The organism is Streptomyces sp. MBT65 (genome assembly GCF_016612545.1).
In the GTDB taxonomy this organism is placed as follows: Bacteria; Actinomycetota; Actinomycetes; order Streptomycetales; family Streptomycetaceae; genus Streptomyces.
Window position 1 is genome coordinate 1 of sequence record NZ_JAENRY010000175.1, and the last position, 16,363, is coordinate 16,363.

A 16,363-nucleotide genomic window follows, 5' to 3' on the forward strand; every position below is an offset into this window, starting at 1 on the left:
ATCCCGCCCATCCCGCTGGTCCCGTCCGCCCCGCTGGTCCCGCCGTTGCTCAGCCATGCCGCGATCCTGTCAGCCGGTGCCCCAACGCACGTTCGGGCGAAGGCACTTTAGGCCGGAAGGCGTGCATCCGAAAGATGACATACGGGTGCCAACCACCCACTCCGGCCGCTTGGCCGGAGACCGACCGGCATCGACAGATCTCCCCATAACCTCTGGGGGATGTGTCGTGCACGCCGCCATTCCCGGGGGAACCATGGCCCGCGACCGCAAACCGCCCCTGCCCCGCACCCGCCTCGCCGCGCTCAACGCACTCACCGCCACCGTGACCGCACTCGTGCTCACACTCACCGCACCCCCGGCCGCCGCCACCACCCCCGCAGAGGGCCACGACGTCTCCTCCCACCAGAAGAACGTCAACTGGCCGAGCGCGAAGGCGAAGGGCGCCACCTTCGTCTACGTCAAGGCGACCGAGTCGACCACCTATCGCAACCCCCACTTCGGCCAGCAGTACGACGGCGCCCGCGCGGAGGGCATCATCCGCGGCGCCTACCACTTCGCCCTGCCGGACAGGTCGTCCGGCGCGACCCAGGCCGCCTACTTCGTGGCGAACGGCGGCGACTGGAAGGCGGACGGCTGGACGCTGCCGCCCGCGCTGGACATCGAATACAACCCGTACGACACGAAGCACGGCTGCTACGGCCTGAGCAGGACCGACATGGTCGACTGGATCAAGGCCTTCAGCGCCGAGGTGAAACGGGAGACCGGCCGCCGCCCGGTGATCTACACGACCACCCGGTGGTGGAGCGCCTGCACGGGCGACAACACCACCCTGGCCTCGACACACGCGCTGTGGGTCGCCCGCCACAAGTCGGCGGACGCGGGCACACTGCCCGCCGGATGGTCGTACTGGACCTTCTGGCAGTACGACAACAGCGGGAGCCTGCCGGGTGATCAGAATCTCTTCAACGGGACGGTGGCCCAACTACGGAAGTTCACCCGGGGCTACTAGGCGATCCGGACACCGCAGAGACCCCCTCAGTTCATCTTCCGTTCATTCAGGTTTCCTACGGTCAACGCGCCAATGACCTCGAACGATTGCCTGGGTAAATGGAAAGCTTCTCGCTGATCCTCGCGATTGTGGTGATCACCGCACTCGCGTTCGATTTCACGAACGGTTTCCACGACACCGCCAACGCGATGGCCACCACCATCTCGACCGGCGCGCTCAAGCCCAAGGTCGCGGTGGCCATGTCGGCCACCCTCAACCTGGTGGGCGCTTTTCTCTCCGTGGAGGTCGCCAACACGATCTCCAAAGGGCTTGTCGATGAGAGCGGCATCCGTCCCGAGGTCATTTTCGCCGCCCTGGTCGGCGCGATCCTCTGGAACCTGGTGACCTGGCTCGTCGGCCTGCCGTCCAGTTCCTCGCACGCCCTGATGGGCGGTCTGATCGGCGCCACCATCGCCTCGGCCGGCACCGGCGCGGTGCACGGCGACGTCCTGGTCACCAAGGTGCTGCTGCCGGCGATCGCGGCCCCGATCGTCGCAGGCGTCGCGGCGCTGCTCGCCACCCGCTTCTCGTACGCCCTGAGCCGGAACGCCGACGGCAAGGCCGCCGACAAGGGCTTCCGGGTCGGCCAGATCGCCTCCGCCGGGCTGGTCTCGCTGGCCCACGGCACGAACGACGCGCAGAAGACGATGGGCATCATCACGCTGGCCCTGATCGCCGGCGGCTCCATCGCCCCCGACTCGGACCCGCCCACCTGGGTCATCCTCTCCGCGGGCCTCGCGATCGCGATGGGCACGTACATCGGCGGCTGGCGCATCATCCGCACGATGGGCAAGGGCCTCACCGACCTCCGGCCGCAGCAGGGCTTCGCCGCCCAGACCAGCGCCGCCGCGGTCATCCTGGCCTCCTCGCACATCGGCTTCTCGCTCTCCACCACGCACGCCGTCTCCGGCTCGGTGATGGGCGCGGGCCTGGGCCGCAAGGGCGGTGTCGTCCGCTGGTCGACCGCCACCCGGATGTTCGTCGCCTGGGGTCTGACCCTGCCGGCCGCCGCGCTGGTCGGCGCGCTCGCCGAGTCCGTCACCGACCTCGGCGACTGGGGCACCGCACTGGTGGCCGTCTTCCTGGTCGCCTCCAGCGCCGCCATCTGGCTGCTCTCCCGCCGCCAGGTCGTCGACGCCTCGAACGTCAACGAGATCGACGAACCGGCCGGCGTGGTGACCGCCGCGATCGCCGCCGTGACCCCGCCGCCCCCGTCGGTCGCCCTCTCCGAAGGCCTCACGGCGACGATCCTCTCGCCGCCCACCATCGTGAAGTCCGACCCGGCGACCCCGCCGACCGCCGCCGTCTGAGCCCGCGCCCCGGCACGAAGGAACGAATCAGCATGCACATCGACTGGGCAGCCCTCGGCTCCGTCTTCGGCGTCAGCCTCGTGGCCACCGTGGCCCTCGTGGCCGTCTTCACCCTCGGCATCACCGCCCTCTCCCACCGCGAACGCGCCACCGCCCAGGGCAACTCGGCGACGCTCGCGCTCAGCGGCGCGTACGTGTGCTTCGCGGCGTGCGCGGCGGCGGTGGCGTACGGGATCTATCTCATCGTGGCCTGACGCCCTCACTCCCGTAACTCCAGCAGTCCCGGGAGGACCGACCTGTGGTCGGGCCTCCCGGGACTACTGCGTTCACGCCACACCCCACATCGCCAGGCGCCGGACAGCCATGCCTCAACCAGCCGAAACTCGATCTGACATGTGTCATATCGGGGTGTACCCTTTTGATAGGTTCAAGATGATGCAAGTCCAGTGGACAGGCAGCACTTTGCCACACATCGATGAGCCTGTACTCACGTGACAGCAGGCGCCGCCGACTCGCAACGAGGAGCAAGGAAGAGTCATGCGCAGGGAAGTGGACCCGAGCCTGAACCGTCGCAAGCTCCGCATCGCACTGCGCCGAGCGCGTGAGGGAGCCGGTCTGTCCCGGGAAGAGGCCGCAGGCCAAGTGGACTGGTCCGTGTCCAAACTCAACCGCATCGAAACAGGAACGGTCAGCGTCGCCCTGACCGATTTGCGTGCCCTCGTCCAGCTTTACCGTCTGGAAGATCCCGAGACGGTAAGCGACCTGGAGAACGCCGCCCGCAACTCCAAGGGGCAGTCGTGGTGGGCGCCCTTCGCGGGCCTCTCCGCGCCGCGCTTCTACGAGTACCTCGGTTTCGAGACGGCCGCCTCGTCCTTGCGCACGTATCACCCGGTCGTCATTCCCGGCCTCCTGCACACCGAGGAGTACGCGGACGCTCTGGGAGCTCCCGAAATGCCCGACGCGGTCCTTCGGCGCAAGATCGTCGAGTTCCGCACCGCCCGGCAGGAGCGGGTCTTCGACGAGGAGACCGGCGTCGACCAGCTGCACTTCGTGGTGGACGAAGCTGCTCTACGGCGCAGAATCGGTGAACCCGACGTCATGCGTCGGCAGTTGCAGCACCTCAAGAACATGGCTGAGCATCCACGCGTCACCCTTCAGGTACTGCCGTTCTCGGCCGGTGCCCTGTTGAGCACACAGACCGCGTTCGTCCTGCTCAGCTTCAAGGACGAGGAAGACCTGATCTACCTCGAGTTCTCCCAGGCCGGTTCCATCGCCACCAGGGACAACTTCGAACTCGTGGCCAATTTCCAGGACTCCTTCGAGCAGTTGCGGAATCTCGCCTACAGCGGGACCCAGGCACTCGATCTGATCGACGATGCCAAGGAAGCCTTCAGCGCGGACTGACCCGGAGCCCCAGGGCTCGGGCACAGCAGGGGGAGGGCCGGCGATGCCGCTCTTCGATTGGCAAGGGCTCGTGCGGCACTTCCTCGCTGCCTTGACCACTGCCCACACCCCTGGTCAGACCGCCACCGGCGACACACACGCCACAGCACCGTCTTCCCCACCCGAGGCACCAGCAGCACCAGACCCCCTGCGAGGGGAGTCCTCCGGCGAGGACCCCTCCGCCCAGGAGGAGTGGAACCATCCCACGGTCCACGACCTGTTCGCCGTAGGCATGAAGGACGAAGGCCAGGCCAAGACGCTGGACGGCCTCCTGGAGGCGGAGCATGAGCGCGTGCTCCGCACCCGAGACCAGGAGCTGAAGGGCTTCCTGGCCAAAAGTGGCTGTCTCACTCTGTGCATCGCACTCTTCGTGGGAAGCCTGGTGATTTCCACGCGCATCGCGAAGGGCATCGATCTCCACCAGGTCAAGCTCTCGCCCACCACGCACGTAGCACTGGTCTCGGTGGGCAGCGCCTTACTGACCGGGACGATCGGATGGCTCATACGCAAGCTCCGTGACCGACCGCGGCGGAGGAGCAGAAACGGAAATCTCAACGACCGGACGGAGAACGGCGGTCGGCCCTCGCCCGGGACGCGGACCGATGACCCGCGGCAAGGCAGTGGAAGGTGACCGGCGCGAATCCCCACGCGACCCCGGCACCCGCCGCCACTACCGCCGAGGTGACGAGCCAGACGGTGAACCGCTCCTGGACTCCGTCGAAGAGAAGAGAGGCCAGGGCCCCGACAGCCGTGGCCACGGCTCCGCACACAGCGCAGTACGAGAGCAGCGCGAGCCGTTTCCGCTCGGCAGTACTTCCCTTGCCTGGCGGCGGTCGTTCGCTCTCGGCCCCCATTTTTGCCCCCAGCCTCTCGCGGCTTACGCTGGACGGGTTACGTCGCCGCCGGATCTGCCCGCCGCCACCGCTGTCACAAACGTGGACCACGCCGTGCTGGTCACGACCATATGCCGCTGCCGACGGTTCTTGGAGTCCCGCACCCACACCTCGTCTCCGGGACAGGCGACCTCGACGCACTCCCCGGTCAAACTGGTGTAGCTGCTCTTCTGCCAACGCCACGCGGACGCCCGGTCGGCCACACCGCCTCCCCCATGTCGAGACTCAGCCCATGTCGCGGCACGCCCACCCGGCTGACGCACCCTAGTCCCAGACGGCAAGGCACGACATCGGGTCACCGGATTGACCGGACCCGGACCGAGGCGGACAGGATCTGCTCGCGGATGTTCTGTGCCGCTCCCCTGCCGTTGTCTCCAATTCTACGAACCGGGCCGTCACTGCCTAGCCTGAATCCGGACCAGTGTGCGTCTCAGCACACTCCTCCGTCCCAGGTCAACAGCAAGTTGACGCCCCTTCCAACAGCATGGTGGACTGCCGGAGCCATATACGGCGGCAGGAGAGGAAGCCGGTGTGAATCCGGCGCGGTCCCGCCACTGTCACCGGGGTATGCACCCCCGGGAGCCAGGAACTCTCACCGCCGGTCTCGTCGAACCAGGGCGTGGACACCCTGAGTGAGGACATATCGCCATGCTCGGCTGCCGTTCGAGGTCCCGTACCAGCGCAGTGCCCGACCCGGCGATCGGCTGAGCCGATGCGTGCCGATCGCGTCTTCGCGTACGGCGCCGCCGCCGGCCTTCTCGGCGACCAACTGCTCGGCGATCCTCGCCGCGGGCATCCGGTCGCCGCGTTCGGCCGCGCCGCCGGTGCCGTGGAACAGGTGCTGTGGCGCGACCACCGGGGCTGGGGCGCCCTGCACACCGCCGTGTGCGTCGGTGGCACCGTCGCCCTCGCCGCCGCGGCCACTTCGGCCCTACGACCTTCCCGTACGGCCTCTGCCGCTCTCACCGCCGCCGCCACCTGGGCGGTCGTCGGCGGGACCTCGCTCGCGCGCGAGGCCGGGGTGATCGGGCGGGCGCTGGAGGCCGGGGACATCGACGGTGCGCGGGCCCGGCTCCCCCACCTCTGCGGGCGCGATCCGCAGGCCCTCGACGCCGACGGCATCGCCCGGGCCGTCGTCGAGTCCGTCGCCGAGAACACCTCCGACGCGGTGGTGGGCGCCCTGGTCTGGGGCGGCATCGCGGGCGTCCCGGGCCTGCTCGGCTTCCGGGCCGTGAACACCCTCGACGCCATGGTCGGCCACAAGTCGGCCAAGTACCGCCGCTACGGCTGGGCTTCGGCCCGCCTCGACGACGTGGCGGGCTGGCCGGGCGCCCGCCTCACCGCCGTCCTCGCGACCGTCGCGGGCGGCGACCCGCGCGGAGCGGTACGCGCCTGGCGCACGGACGCCCCCAAGCACCCGAGCCCCAACGCCGGTCCCGTGGAGGCCTCCTTCGCGGGCGCCCTCGGCGTACGACTGGGCGGGACGCTCTCCTACGGCGGCCGGGTCGAGCACCGGCCCGTGCTCAACGGAGACGGGCGCGCCGTCGCCGTAGCCGACATCGATCGAGCCGTACGGCTGTCCCGTCGCGTCGGCCTGCTGGCGCTCGGAGTCAGTGTCGCCGGGCGGCTGTTGCTGCTGAAAGGGCGTAAGTCATGAGCGGCGGCGGGCTGTTGGTCGCGGGCACCACCTCGGACGCCGGGAAGAGTGTCGTGACCGCCGGGATCTGCCGGTGGCTGGTGCGGCAGGGCGTGAAGGTGGCGCCGTTCAAGGCGCAGAACATGTCCCTGAATTCGTTCGTCACGCGGGAGGGGGCGGAGATCGGGCGGGCGCAGGCCATGCAGGCGCAGGCCTGCCGGATCGAGCCGACCGCGTTGATGAATCCCGTCCTCCTCAAACCGGGCAGCGATCGCACCAGCCAAGTCGTCCTCATGGGCAGGCCGGTTGGCGAGATGAGTGCCCGTGGGTATCACGGCGGGCGGCAGGAGGCCCTGCTCGGGACCGTACTGGACTGCCTCGCCGAGTTGCGGGGCACGTATGACGCGGTGATCTGCGAGGGGGCCGGCAGTCCGGCCGAGATCAATCTGCGGCGGACCGACATCGTGAACATGGGCATCGCGCGCAACGCACGGCTGCCCGTTCTCGTCGTCGGCGACATCGACCGCGGCGGCGTCTTCGCCTCCTTCTTCGGGACCGTGGCACTGCTCAGCCCGGAGGATCAAGCCCTCGTCACCGGGTTCCTCGTCAACAAGTTCCGGGGCGATGTGTCGCTCCTGGAGCCGGGGTTGGAGATGCTGCACGGCCTCACCGGGCGGCGGACGTACGGCGTGCTGCCGTTCCGGCACGGACTCGGGATCGACGAGGAGGACGGGCTGCGGATCTCGCTGCGCGGCACCGTGCGCGAGTCGAACACCGCGCCACCGGTCGGCGAGGACGTGCTGCGGGTCGCCGTCTGCGCGATCCCGCTGATGTCCAACTTCACCGACGTGGACGCGCTGGCCGCCGAACCGGGCGTCGTGGTGCGGTTCGTGGACCGGCCGGAGGAGTTGGCCGACGCCGATCTCGTCGTGATCCCCGGGACCCGGGGGACGGTCAAGGCGCTGGAGTGGCTGCGCGAACGCGGTCTCGCCGACGCCCTCGTCCGCCGGGCCGCCGAACAGCGCCCCGTCCTCGGTATCTGCGGCGGCTTCCAGATCCTCGGCGAGCACATCGAGGACGAGGTCGAGAGCCGGCAGGGGTCGGTCGACGGACTCGGAGTGCTCCCCCTGCGCGTGCGGTTCGCGCGCGAGAAGACCCTCACCCGGCCGGTGGGCGAAGCCCTCGGCGAGCCGGTCGAGGGGTACGAGATCCACCACGGGGTCGCCCAACTGACCGGCGGCGAAGCCTTCTTGGACGGCTGCCGGGTCGGCCAGACCTGGGGCACCCACTGGCACGGCTCGCTGGAGTCGGACGGCTTCCGGCGGGCCTTCCTGCGCGAGGTGGCGGCCGCCGCGGGCCGTCGGTTCGTGCCGGCCGCCGACACCTCGTTCGCCGCGCTGCGCGAGGAGCAGCTCGACCGGCTCGGCGACCTCATCGAACAGCACGCGGACACGGACGCGCTGTGGCGACTCATCGAGTCCGGCGCGCCGCAAGGACTGCCTTTCATTCCACCGGGAGCGCCCGCATGAGCACAGTGTTGTTGTTGTCGACCGCCGACACGGATCTGCTGGCGGCCCGGGCCTCCGGCGCCGGGTACCGGATCGGCAACCCGTCCCGGGTGGACGCGGCGGAGGAACTGCCCGCCCTGATCTCCGGTTCGGACCTCGCCGTCGTACGACTGCTCGGCGGCAAGCGTGCCTGGGAGGACGGGCTCGCCGTGCTCAAGGCCTCGGGCATCCCGACCGTGCTGCTGGGCGGAGAGACCGTCCCGGACGCGGAGTTGATGGCCGAGTCGTCGGTACCGGCGGGTGTCGTGGCCGAGGCGCTGCGCTATCTCGTCGAGGGCGGACCGGACAACCTCACCGAACTCGCCCGCTTCCTCTCCGACACCGTGCTCCTCACCGGCGAGGGCTTCGAAGAGCCCCGGAAAATGCCGGAGTTCGGCGTCCACGGCGAGCGTGCCTTCGTCGAGGGACGCCCCACGGTCGGCGTGCTCTTCTACCGGGCGCACCACCTCTCCGGCAACACCGCCTTCGTGGACACCCTGTGCGACCGGATCGAGGCGAAGGGCGCCAACGCCCTTGCCGTGTACTGCGGTTCACTGCGCGACGCCGACTCCGGGCTGTACGAGCTCCTGGGCACGTCGGACGCGCTGATCGCCACCGTCCTCGCCGCGGGCGGTGCGCACGCCTCGCAGGCCTCGGCCGGCGGTGACGAGGAGGCCTGGGACATCGGCGCCCTCGCCGACCTCAACGTGCCGGTGCTGCAAGGACTTTGCCTTACGTCGTCCAGGGCGGCCTGGGACGAGTCCGACGCCGCGCTCTCCCCCATGGACGCGGCGATGCAGGTCGCGATCCCCGAGTTCGACGGCCGGCTGATCACCGTCCCGTTCTCCTTCAAGGAGCAGGGCCCCGACGAGGTCCCGGTCTACGTCGCCGACCCCGAGCGGGCCGCGCGGGTCGCCGGAATCGCCGTACGGCACGCGAAGTTGAAGCACAAGCCGAACGCCGAGAAGAAGCTCGCGGTCGTCTTCACCGCCTATCCGACGAAGCACTCGCGGGTGGGCAACGCGGTCGGCCTTGACACGCCCGCCTCGGCGATCCGGGTGCTGGACGCGCTGCGGGACGCCGGGTACGGGGTCGACCAACACCCGGACAACGGGGACGAGTTGATCCACCGGCTCATCAACGCCGGTGGCCACGACGTCGAATGGCTCACCGAGGAACAACTGGCCGCCGCGCCCGCGCGGGTGCCGCTCGCCGACTACCAGGCATGGTTCGACAAGCTCGAACCGGCCCTCAGGCAGGGCATGTTGGACGCGTGGGGCGAGCCGCCGGGCAACCTCTACGTCGACGGTGACGACATCGTGCTCGCGTCCCTGCAGTTCGGGAACGTGGTGGTCATGATCCAGCCGCCGCGCGGTTTCGGCGAGAACCCGATCGCGATCTACCACGACCCCGACATGCCGCCGTCGCACCACTACATGGCGGCGTACCGCTGGCTGGACAACACCTTCGGCGCCGACGCGATCATCCACATGGGCAAGCACGGCACCATGGAATGGCTGCCCGGCAAGGGACTTGGGCTCAGCAGCGGCTGCGCGCCGGACGCCGTACTCGGTGAACTCCCCCTGATCTACCCCTTCATCGTCAACGACCCCGGCGAGGGCACCCAGGCCAAGCGGCGCGGGCACGCCACGGTGGTCGACCACCTCGTGCCGCCGATGGCGCGTGCCGACACGTACGGCGATCTGGCGAAGCTGGAGCAACTCCTCGACGAGTACGCCATGGTGTCCGACCTGGACCCGACGAAGGCGCCGGCCGTCCGCGCGCAGATCTGGACGCTGGTGAAGGCCGCCGAGCTGCACCACGACCTGCATGTGGACGACCAGCCGGACGACGCGGCGTTCGACGAGTTCGTGATGCACATCGACGGCTATCTGTGCGAGATCAAGGACGTGCAGATCCGCGACGGACTGCACATCCTCGGCGGCGGACCGGTCGGCGAGGCGCGCGTGAACCTGGTGCTCGCCGTGCTGCGCGCCTCGCAGGTGTGGGGCGGACAGGCGAACGCGCTGCCGGGTCTGCGGGCCGCGCTGGCCGAGCATTTCGGGCTCGACGAGAAGGAGTTGCTGGCCGAGCCGGGCGCTCCTGTGAAGGTGCCGGCGGAGCTGACGGAGCTGGTCGAGGGACCGGCTCGTTCCGCCGCCGACGCGATCGATCTGCTGGAGCAGCTGTGCCGCCGGTTCGCGGAGGGCATGGAGTCCCAGGAGTGGGAGGTCACGGCCGTCCCGGCGCTCGTCTGTGCCGTCATCGGCGCCGAACTCCCGGACGCCGTCGCGGTGTTGAAGTTCGCGTGTGCCGAGGTCGTGCCACGGCTGGCCCGGACCACCGACGAGATCGACCACATCCTGCTCGCGCTCGACGGGGGTTACGTCCCGGCGGGCCCGTCGGGCTCCCCGACCCGCGGTCTGGTCAACGTCCTGCCGACCGGCCGGAACTTCTACTCGGTCGACCCCAAGGCCATTCCGTCCAGGCTGAGTTGGGAGGTCGGGCAGTCACTGGCCGACTCGCTCGTACAGCGGTACGTCCAGGACAACGGCGAGTTCCCCAAGTCCGTCGGCCTCACGGTGTGGGGTACGTCGGCGATGCGGACCCAGGGCGACGACATCGCCGAGATCCTCGCGCTGCTGGGCTGCCGCCCGGTCTGGGACGACGCCTCGCGCCGGGTCACCGGCTTCGAGATCGTGCCCGTCACGGAGCTGGGCCGACCGCGCATCGATGTCACGGTGCGGATCTCCGGCTTCTTCCGGGACGCGTTCCCGCACGTCGTCGGGCTGATCGACGACGCGGTACGGGCGGTGGCCGAGCTGGAGGAGCCGCCCGAGTCCAACTACGTCCGCGCGCACGCCGACGAGGACACCGCCGAGCACGGTGACCGGCGCCGGGCCACGGCCCGTATCTTCGGCTCCAAGCCGGGCGCGTACGGCGCCGGGCTGCTGCCGCTGATCGACGCGCGCAACTGGCGCAGCGACGCGGACCTCGCCGAGGTGTACGCGGTGTGGGGCGGGTACGCCTACGGGCGCGGGCTCGACGGGCGGGCGGCACGCGGGGACATGGAGACGGCGTTCAAGCGAATTGCCGTAGCGGCCAAGAACGTTGACACGCGCGAGCACGATCTCGTCGATGCGGACGACTACTTCCAGTACCACGGCGGCATGGTCGCGATGGTGCGACACCTGACGGGCGCCTCTCCCGAGGCGTACGTGGGTGACTCCGCGACTCCGGATCAGGTGAAGACGCGCACGCTGGGCGAGGAGACGCACCGGGTCTTCCGCGCCCGGGTGGTCAACCCCCGCTGGATGGCGGCGATGCGGCGGCACGGCTACAAGGGCGCCTTCGAGATGGCGGCGACCGTCGACTACCTCTTCGGCTACGACGCGACGGCTGGGGTCGTCGACGACTGGATGTACGAGAAGCTCAGCGCGGAGTACGTCTTCGACCCGGAGAACCGGGACTTCATGAAGAAGTCCAACCCCTGGGCGCTGCGCGGCATCACGGAACGGCTCCTCGAAGCCGCCGAGCGCGGTCTGTGGGCCGAGCCGGACGCGGACACGCTGGAGAGGCTGCGGGCCACCTATCTGGAGCTCGAAGGCGACCTGGAGGGTGACGACCAGTGACAACTCCCTTTCCGTTCACGGCCGTTGTCGGCCAGGACGATCTACGGCTCGCGCTGCTGCTGAACGCCGTGTCGCCGGCGGTCGGCGGGGTGCTGGTGCGCGGCGAGAAGGGCACCGCCAAGTCGACGGCCGTGCGCGCGCTTTCGGCGCTGCTGCCGGAGGTCGCCGTCGTCCCCGGCTGCCGTTTCTCCTGCGACCCCGCCGCCCCCGACCCGGCCTGCCCGGACGGACCGCACGAGACCGGGCCCGGGGTCCAACGCCCCGCGCGCATGGTCGAGTTGCCGGTCGGCGCCTCCGAGGACCGGCTCGTCGGAGCGCTCGACATCGAGCGGGCCCTCGCCGAGGGCGTCAAGGCCTTCGAGCCCGGCCTGCTGGCCGACGCGCACCGGGGGATCTTGTACGTCGATGAAGTCAACCTTCTGCACGACCACTTGGTCGACCTGCTCCTCGACGCCGCCGCGATGGGCGCGTCGTACGTCGAACGCGAGGGCGTCTCCGTCCGGCACGCAGCCCGCTTCCTGCTCGTCGGCACCATGAACCCCGAAGAGGGCGAACTGCGCCCGCAGTTGCTCGACCGCTTCGGCCTGACCGTGGAGGTCGCGGCCTCGCGGGAGCCCGATCAGCGGGTCGAGGTGGTGCGGCGCAGGCTGGCCTACGACGACGATCCGGCCGGTTTCACCGAGCGCTGGGCGGACGAGGAGTCCTCCGTACGGGCCCGGATCATCGCCGCGCGTGCGCTGTTGCCGTCCGTGCGGCTGGGCGACGGGGCGCTGCGGCAGATCGCGGCGACCTGTGCGGCCTTCGAGGTGGACGGTATGCGCGCCGACATCGTGATGGCGCGTACGGCGACCGCGCTGGCCGCGTGGGCCGGGCGGACCGACGTACTCGCCGAGGACGTACGGCAGGCCGCGCTGCTCGCGCTGCCGCACCGCAGGCGGCGAAATCCCTTCGACGCGCCGGGACTTGACGAGAACAAGCTCGACGACACGTTGGAGGAGTTCGCGGAGCAGGAGCAGGAACAGGCGCCCGAAGACGATGATCCGGGTCCTGACGGTCCTGATGACTCCGGTGGGGGCGGCGGACAGCCGCCGGCCTCGGACTCCGACGGACCTCAGGGTGGCGACACCGGTGCGCAGCCCGAGGCCGGCGAGGGCGGGCAGCCGCAGCCTTCCGGTTCCGGTGAACAGCAGCCCGTACGGGCCTCCGAGCCCTTTCGCACCAAGGCGCTGAGCGTGCCGGGGATCGGTGAGGGTGCCGCCGGGCGGCGTTCGCGGGCGCGGACCGAGCACGGGCGGACCACCGGGTCGCGGCGTCCTCAAGGGGCCCTCACCAAGCTGCACTTGGCGGCGACCGTACAGGCGGCCGCCCCGCATCAGCTGGCGCGTGGGCGGGCCGGGCGTGGGCTGGTGGTACGCCGGGACGATCTGCGGCAGGCGACGCGGGAGGGGCGTGAGGGCAACCTCGTGCTGTTCGTCGTGGACGCCTCCGGGTCGATGGCGGCGCGGCAGCGGATGAGCGCGGTGAAGGGGGCTGTGCTGTCGTTGCTGCTGGACGCGTATCAACGGCGGGACAAGGTGGGTCTGGTGACCTTCCGGGGGTCGTCCGCGGATGTCGCCCTGCCGCCGACCTCGTCCGTGGACGCCGCCGCCGTACGACTGGAGTCCTTGCCGACCGGGGGGCGCACTCCGCTCGCGGCCGGGCTGCTCAAGGCGCGGGACGTGCTGCGGGTGGAGCGGCTGCGGGATCCGGCTCGGCGGGCGCTGGTGGTCGTGGTGACCGACGGGCGGGCGACGGGTGGTCCCGAGCCGGTCGCGCTCGCGGGGCGGGCGGCGCGGCTGTTCGCGGCCGACGGGGTCGCCTCCGTGGTCGTCGACTGCGAGTCGGGGCCCGTACGGCTGGGGCTGGCCGGGCAGTTGGCCGGTGAACTGGAGGGTACGGCGGTGACGCTGGACGAGTTGCGGGCGGACTCGATCGCCGGACTGGTGAAGGACGTACAGAGGAGGGCCGCGTAATGCCGCAGGGGCAGCCAAGTGTCGTACCGGATGACGGACTGACGACTCGTCAGCGGCGGAACCGGCCACTGGTCGTCGTGCACACGGGAGTTGGCAAGGGGAAGTCCACCGCGGCCTTCGGGCTCGCCCTGCGGGCCTGGAACCAGGGGTGGCCCATCGGGGTGTTCCAGTTCGTCAAGTCGGCGAAGTGGAAGGTCGGGGAGGAGAACGCCCTCCGGGTGCTGGGTGCTTCCGGCGAGGGCGGGTCCGTCGACTGGCACAAGATGGGCGAGGGGTGGTCGTGGGTGCAGCGCGACTCCCAGATGGACAACGAGGAGAAGGCGCGGGAAGGGTGGGAGCAGGTCAAGCGGGATCTTGCCGCCGAGACCTACAAGCTGTACGTGCTGGACGAGTTCGCCTATCCGATGCACTGGGGGTGGGTCGATGTCGATGAGGTCGTCTCCGTGCTGCGGGACCGGCCCGGGAACCAGCATGTCGTGATCACCGGGCGGAACGCGCCCGAGAAGCTCGTCGAGTACGCCGACCTCGTCACCGACATGTCCAAGGTCAAGCACCCCATGGACGCCGGGCAGAAGGGTCAGCGGGGTATCGAGTGGTGAAGCTGTCGTGACGTCCTCGTCCTCCTCGTCCTCCGTCCCTCGGTTGGTCATTGCCGCGCCGTCCTCCGGCAGCGGGAAGACCACCGTTGCCACCGGGTTGATGGCCGCGTTCGCCGCGCGGGGGCTCGCCGTGTCTCCGCACAAGGTCGGGCCCGACTACATCGACCCCGGGTATCACTCGCTCGCCACCGGGCGGGTGGGGCGGAACCTCGACGCGTATCTGTGCGGGCCGGAGTTGGTCGGCCCGCTGTTCGCGCATGGCGCGCGCGGGTGTGATCTCGCGGTCGTCGAGGGTGTGATGGGGATGTTCGACGGGGCCGCGGGAGAAGGGGAGTTGGCCTCTACTGCCCACGTGGCGAAGTTGCTACGGGCTCCCGTCGTCCTGGTCGTCGACGCGTCCTCGCAGTCCCGTTCCGTCGCCGCGCTGGTGCACGGGTTCGCTTCATGGGATCCGGAGGTGCGGGTCGGGGGCGTGATCCTGAACAAGGTCGCGTCGGACCGGCATGAGGCGTTGTTGCGGGAGGCGTTGGACGCGGCCGGGGTGCCTGTGCTGGGTGTGTTGCGGCGGGCTCCTCAGGTGGATACGCCTTCTCGGCATCTGGGGTTGGTGCCGGTTGCCGAGCGGCGGGGTGCGGCGGTGGAGGCTGTGGCCGCGATGGGTGCGCAGGTGTCCGCCGGGTGTGATCTTGAGGGGTTGATGGCGCTGGCGCTTAGTGCCGGTGCTTTGTCGTGTGAGGCCTGGGATGCGGCTGAGGCTCTGGCTTCTTCGCCCCCGCCGCCCCGACCCGTCCCGTCCCTGGGGGCTGCGCCCCCAGACCCCCTCTTCGGCCCTGAAGGGGCCTCGTCCTCAAACGCCGGACGGGCTGAAGATGCCGGCCCGCGTTCAAAGGTTCCCGGAGTCCCCAACCGGCCAAGGATTGCCGTCGCCGGCGGCCCCGCCTTCACCTTCTCCTACGCCGAGCACGCCGAACTCCTCACCGCGGCCGGTGCCGAGGTCGTCGTGTTCGATCCGCTGCGGGATGAGCAACTCCCGGACGGGACGCGCGGGTTGGTCATCGGGGGCGGGTTTCCCGAGGTGTACGCCGCGGAGTTGTCCGCGAACGAGCCGTTGCGCAAGGCCGTCGGTGAACTCGCCCGCGCTGGCGCTCCCGTGGCCGCCGAATGTGCCGGACTGCTGTATCTGTGCCGGGAGTTGGACGGGCGCCCGATGTGCGGCGTGCTGGACGCCACCGCGCGGATGAGCGAACGGCTGACCCTGGGGTATCGGGACGCCGTCGCGCTGAGCGACAGTGTGCTGGCCGTGGCGGGGACGCGGATGCGGGGGCACGAGTTTCATCGGACCGTCGTCGAGCCCGGCTCGGGGACGGCTCCCGCCTGGGGGGTACGCACCCCCGACCGGCGGGTCGAAGGTTTCGTAAAACAGGGTGTGCACGCGAGTTATCTGCACACGCACTGGGCGGCCGAGCCCGGTGTGGCCCGTCGGTTCGTGGAGAGGTGCCGGACGTCATGAGCAGCAGCAGGTTGATCGGAGTCGGGGTGGGCCCCGGCGATCCGGAGCTGGTGACCGTCAAGGGCGTCAACGCTCTGCGCGCCGCCGATGTCGTCGTGGTGCCTGTCATGGATACAGGTGAGCGGGGGCGGGCCGAGGCCACCGTTCTGCATTACGTGCCCCAGGAGAAGGTGCTGCGGGTCGTGTTCGCGCTCAACGAGCGGACCGACCGGGCCCGGCGCGAGGCCGCCTGGGATGCCGCGGGGGCGAAGGTGGCCGAGCTGCTCGCCGCGCACGGCGTCGTCGCGTTCGCCACCATCGGGGACCCGAACGTCTACTCCACCTTCACGTATCTCGCCCTGACCATCGGGGAGTCGGTGCCGGGGACCGTCGTCGAGACGGTGCCCGGGATCACCGCGATGCAGGATCTCGCCGCGCGCTCCGGGGCCGTACTCACGGAAGGGACCGAGCCGTTGACGCTCGTTCCCGTGACGGCCGGGTCCGCCGTGCTGAAGGACGCCTTGGCCGGGCCGGGGACGGTCGTGGCGTACAAGTTCGGGCGGCAGGCGGCGGAGGTCGCCGAGGCCTTGCGGGAGACCGGGCGGATCGAGGACGCGGTGTGGGGGTCGGCGCTGGGGCTGCCCGAGGAGTCGATCCGGCCGGCCGCCGAGCTGGACGGGGAGCCGTTGCCATATCTGTCCACGCTCATCGCACCCGCGCGGCGCGAGGGCGGGCGGGTGCGATGAGCGTGGAC

At 70.2% G+C, this 16,363-nt stretch carries 13 protein-coding genes and 1 riboswitch; of the genes, 12 read left to right on the forward strand and 1 reads right to left on the reverse strand.

Annotated features, from left to right (window positions below; translation table 11 throughout):
- The first annotated feature begins 253 nt into the window (after positions 1-253).
- From JHN63_RS32500 to JHN63_RS32520, 5 genes are all read left to right on the forward strand, one after another.
- On the forward strand, positions 254-1,009 hold the full coding sequence (locus tag JHN63_RS32500; RefSeq protein WP_200687445.1) for a lysozyme: 756 nt from the start codon (positions 254-256) through the stop codon (positions 1,007-1,009).
- A 98-nt stretch (positions 1,010-1,107) separates the two neighbouring features.
- Positions 1,108-2,358: an inorganic phosphate transporter gene (locus JHN63_RS32505; RefSeq protein WP_200687422.1), complete on the forward strand. Its 1,251-nt coding sequence runs from the start codon at positions 1,108-1,110 to the stop codon at positions 2,356-2,358.
- A gap of 32 nt (positions 2,359-2,390) precedes the next feature.
- The gene (locus JHN63_RS32510; protein WP_200687424.1) at positions 2,391-2,612 is read left to right on the forward strand and encodes a hypothetical protein; all 222 of its coding nucleotides are present in this window, start codon (positions 2,391-2,393) and stop codon (positions 2,610-2,612) included.
- Positions 2,613-2,895: 283 nt separating this feature from the next.
- Positions 2,896-3,762, forward strand: coding sequence for a helix-turn-helix transcriptional regulator (locus JHN63_RS32515; protein ID WP_200687426.1), 867 nt, complete (start codon positions 2,896-2,898; stop codon positions 3,760-3,762).
- A gap of 271 nt (positions 3,763-4,033) precedes the next feature.
- Complete coding sequence (locus JHN63_RS32520; RefSeq protein ID WP_200687428.1) at positions 4,034-4,432, forward strand: hypothetical protein; 399 nt, start codon at positions 4,034-4,036, stop codon at positions 4,430-4,432.
- A gap of 246 nt (positions 4,433-4,678) precedes the next feature.
- Here the strand turns inward: JHN63_RS32520 and JHN63_RS54040 are convergent, their stop codons facing one another.
- Complete coding sequence (locus JHN63_RS54040) at positions 4,679-4,993, reverse strand: DUF397 domain-containing protein (RefSeq protein ID WP_307782037.1); 315 nt, start codon at positions 4,991-4,993, stop codon at positions 4,679-4,681.
- A 171-nt stretch (positions 4,994-5,164) separates the two neighbouring features.
- Positions 5,165-5,307, forward strand: a riboswitch (cobalamin riboswitch).
- Positions 5,308-5,406: 99 nt separating this feature from the next.
- Here JHN63_RS54040 and JHN63_RS32530 point away from each other — a divergent pair.
- Genes JHN63_RS32530 through cobI form a run of 7 tightly spaced genes read left to right on the forward strand, consistent with a single transcriptional unit; the run spans position 5,407 to position 16,355 of the window.
- Positions 5,407-6,351 carry a cobalamin biosynthesis protein gene (locus tag JHN63_RS32530; RefSeq protein ID WP_200687433.1) on the forward strand — a complete coding sequence of 315 codons (945 nt, stop codon included), beginning with the start codon at positions 5,407-5,409 and terminating at the stop codon, positions 6,349-6,351.
- Positions 6,348-7,859, forward strand: a complete 1,512-nt coding sequence (locus JHN63_RS32535; protein WP_200687435.1) for a cobyric acid synthase — start codon at positions 6,348-6,350, stop codon at positions 7,857-7,859. Before JHN63_RS32530 ends, JHN63_RS32535 begins: the two co-directional genes overlap by 4 nt.
- Positions 7,856-11,509 (forward strand): cobaltochelatase subunit CobN, encoded by a 3,654-nt coding sequence (cobN, locus tag JHN63_RS32540; protein WP_200687437.1) that lies wholly within the window; start codon positions 7,856-7,858, stop codon positions 11,507-11,509. Before JHN63_RS32535 ends, cobN begins: the two co-directional genes overlap by 4 nt.
- Positions 11,506-13,521: a putative cobaltochelatase gene (locus JHN63_RS32545; RefSeq protein WP_200687439.1), complete on the forward strand. Its 2,016-nt coding sequence runs from the start codon at positions 11,506-11,508 to the stop codon at positions 13,519-13,521. The genes cobN and JHN63_RS32545 overlap by 4 nt, the downstream gene beginning before the upstream one ends.
- Positions 13,521-14,120, forward strand: a complete 600-nt coding sequence (cobO, locus tag JHN63_RS32550) for a cob(I)yrinic acid a,c-diamide adenosyltransferase (protein ID WP_026150966.1) — start codon at positions 13,521-13,523, stop codon at positions 14,118-14,120. The genes JHN63_RS32545 and cobO overlap by 1 nt, the downstream gene beginning before the upstream one ends.
- Positions 14,121-14,127: 7 nt before the next feature.
- Positions 14,128-15,630, forward strand: coding sequence for a cobyrinate a,c-diamide synthase (locus JHN63_RS32555; protein WP_200687441.1), 1,503 nt, complete (start codon positions 14,128-14,130; stop codon positions 15,628-15,630).
- Entirely contained in the window at positions 15,615-16,355 is a 741-nt protein-coding gene (cobI, locus tag JHN63_RS32560) for a precorrin-2 C(20)-methyltransferase (RefSeq protein WP_200687443.1), read from the forward strand. Before JHN63_RS32555 ends, cobI begins: the two co-directional genes overlap by 16 nt.
- Positions 16,356-16,363: the final 8 nt, after the last annotated feature.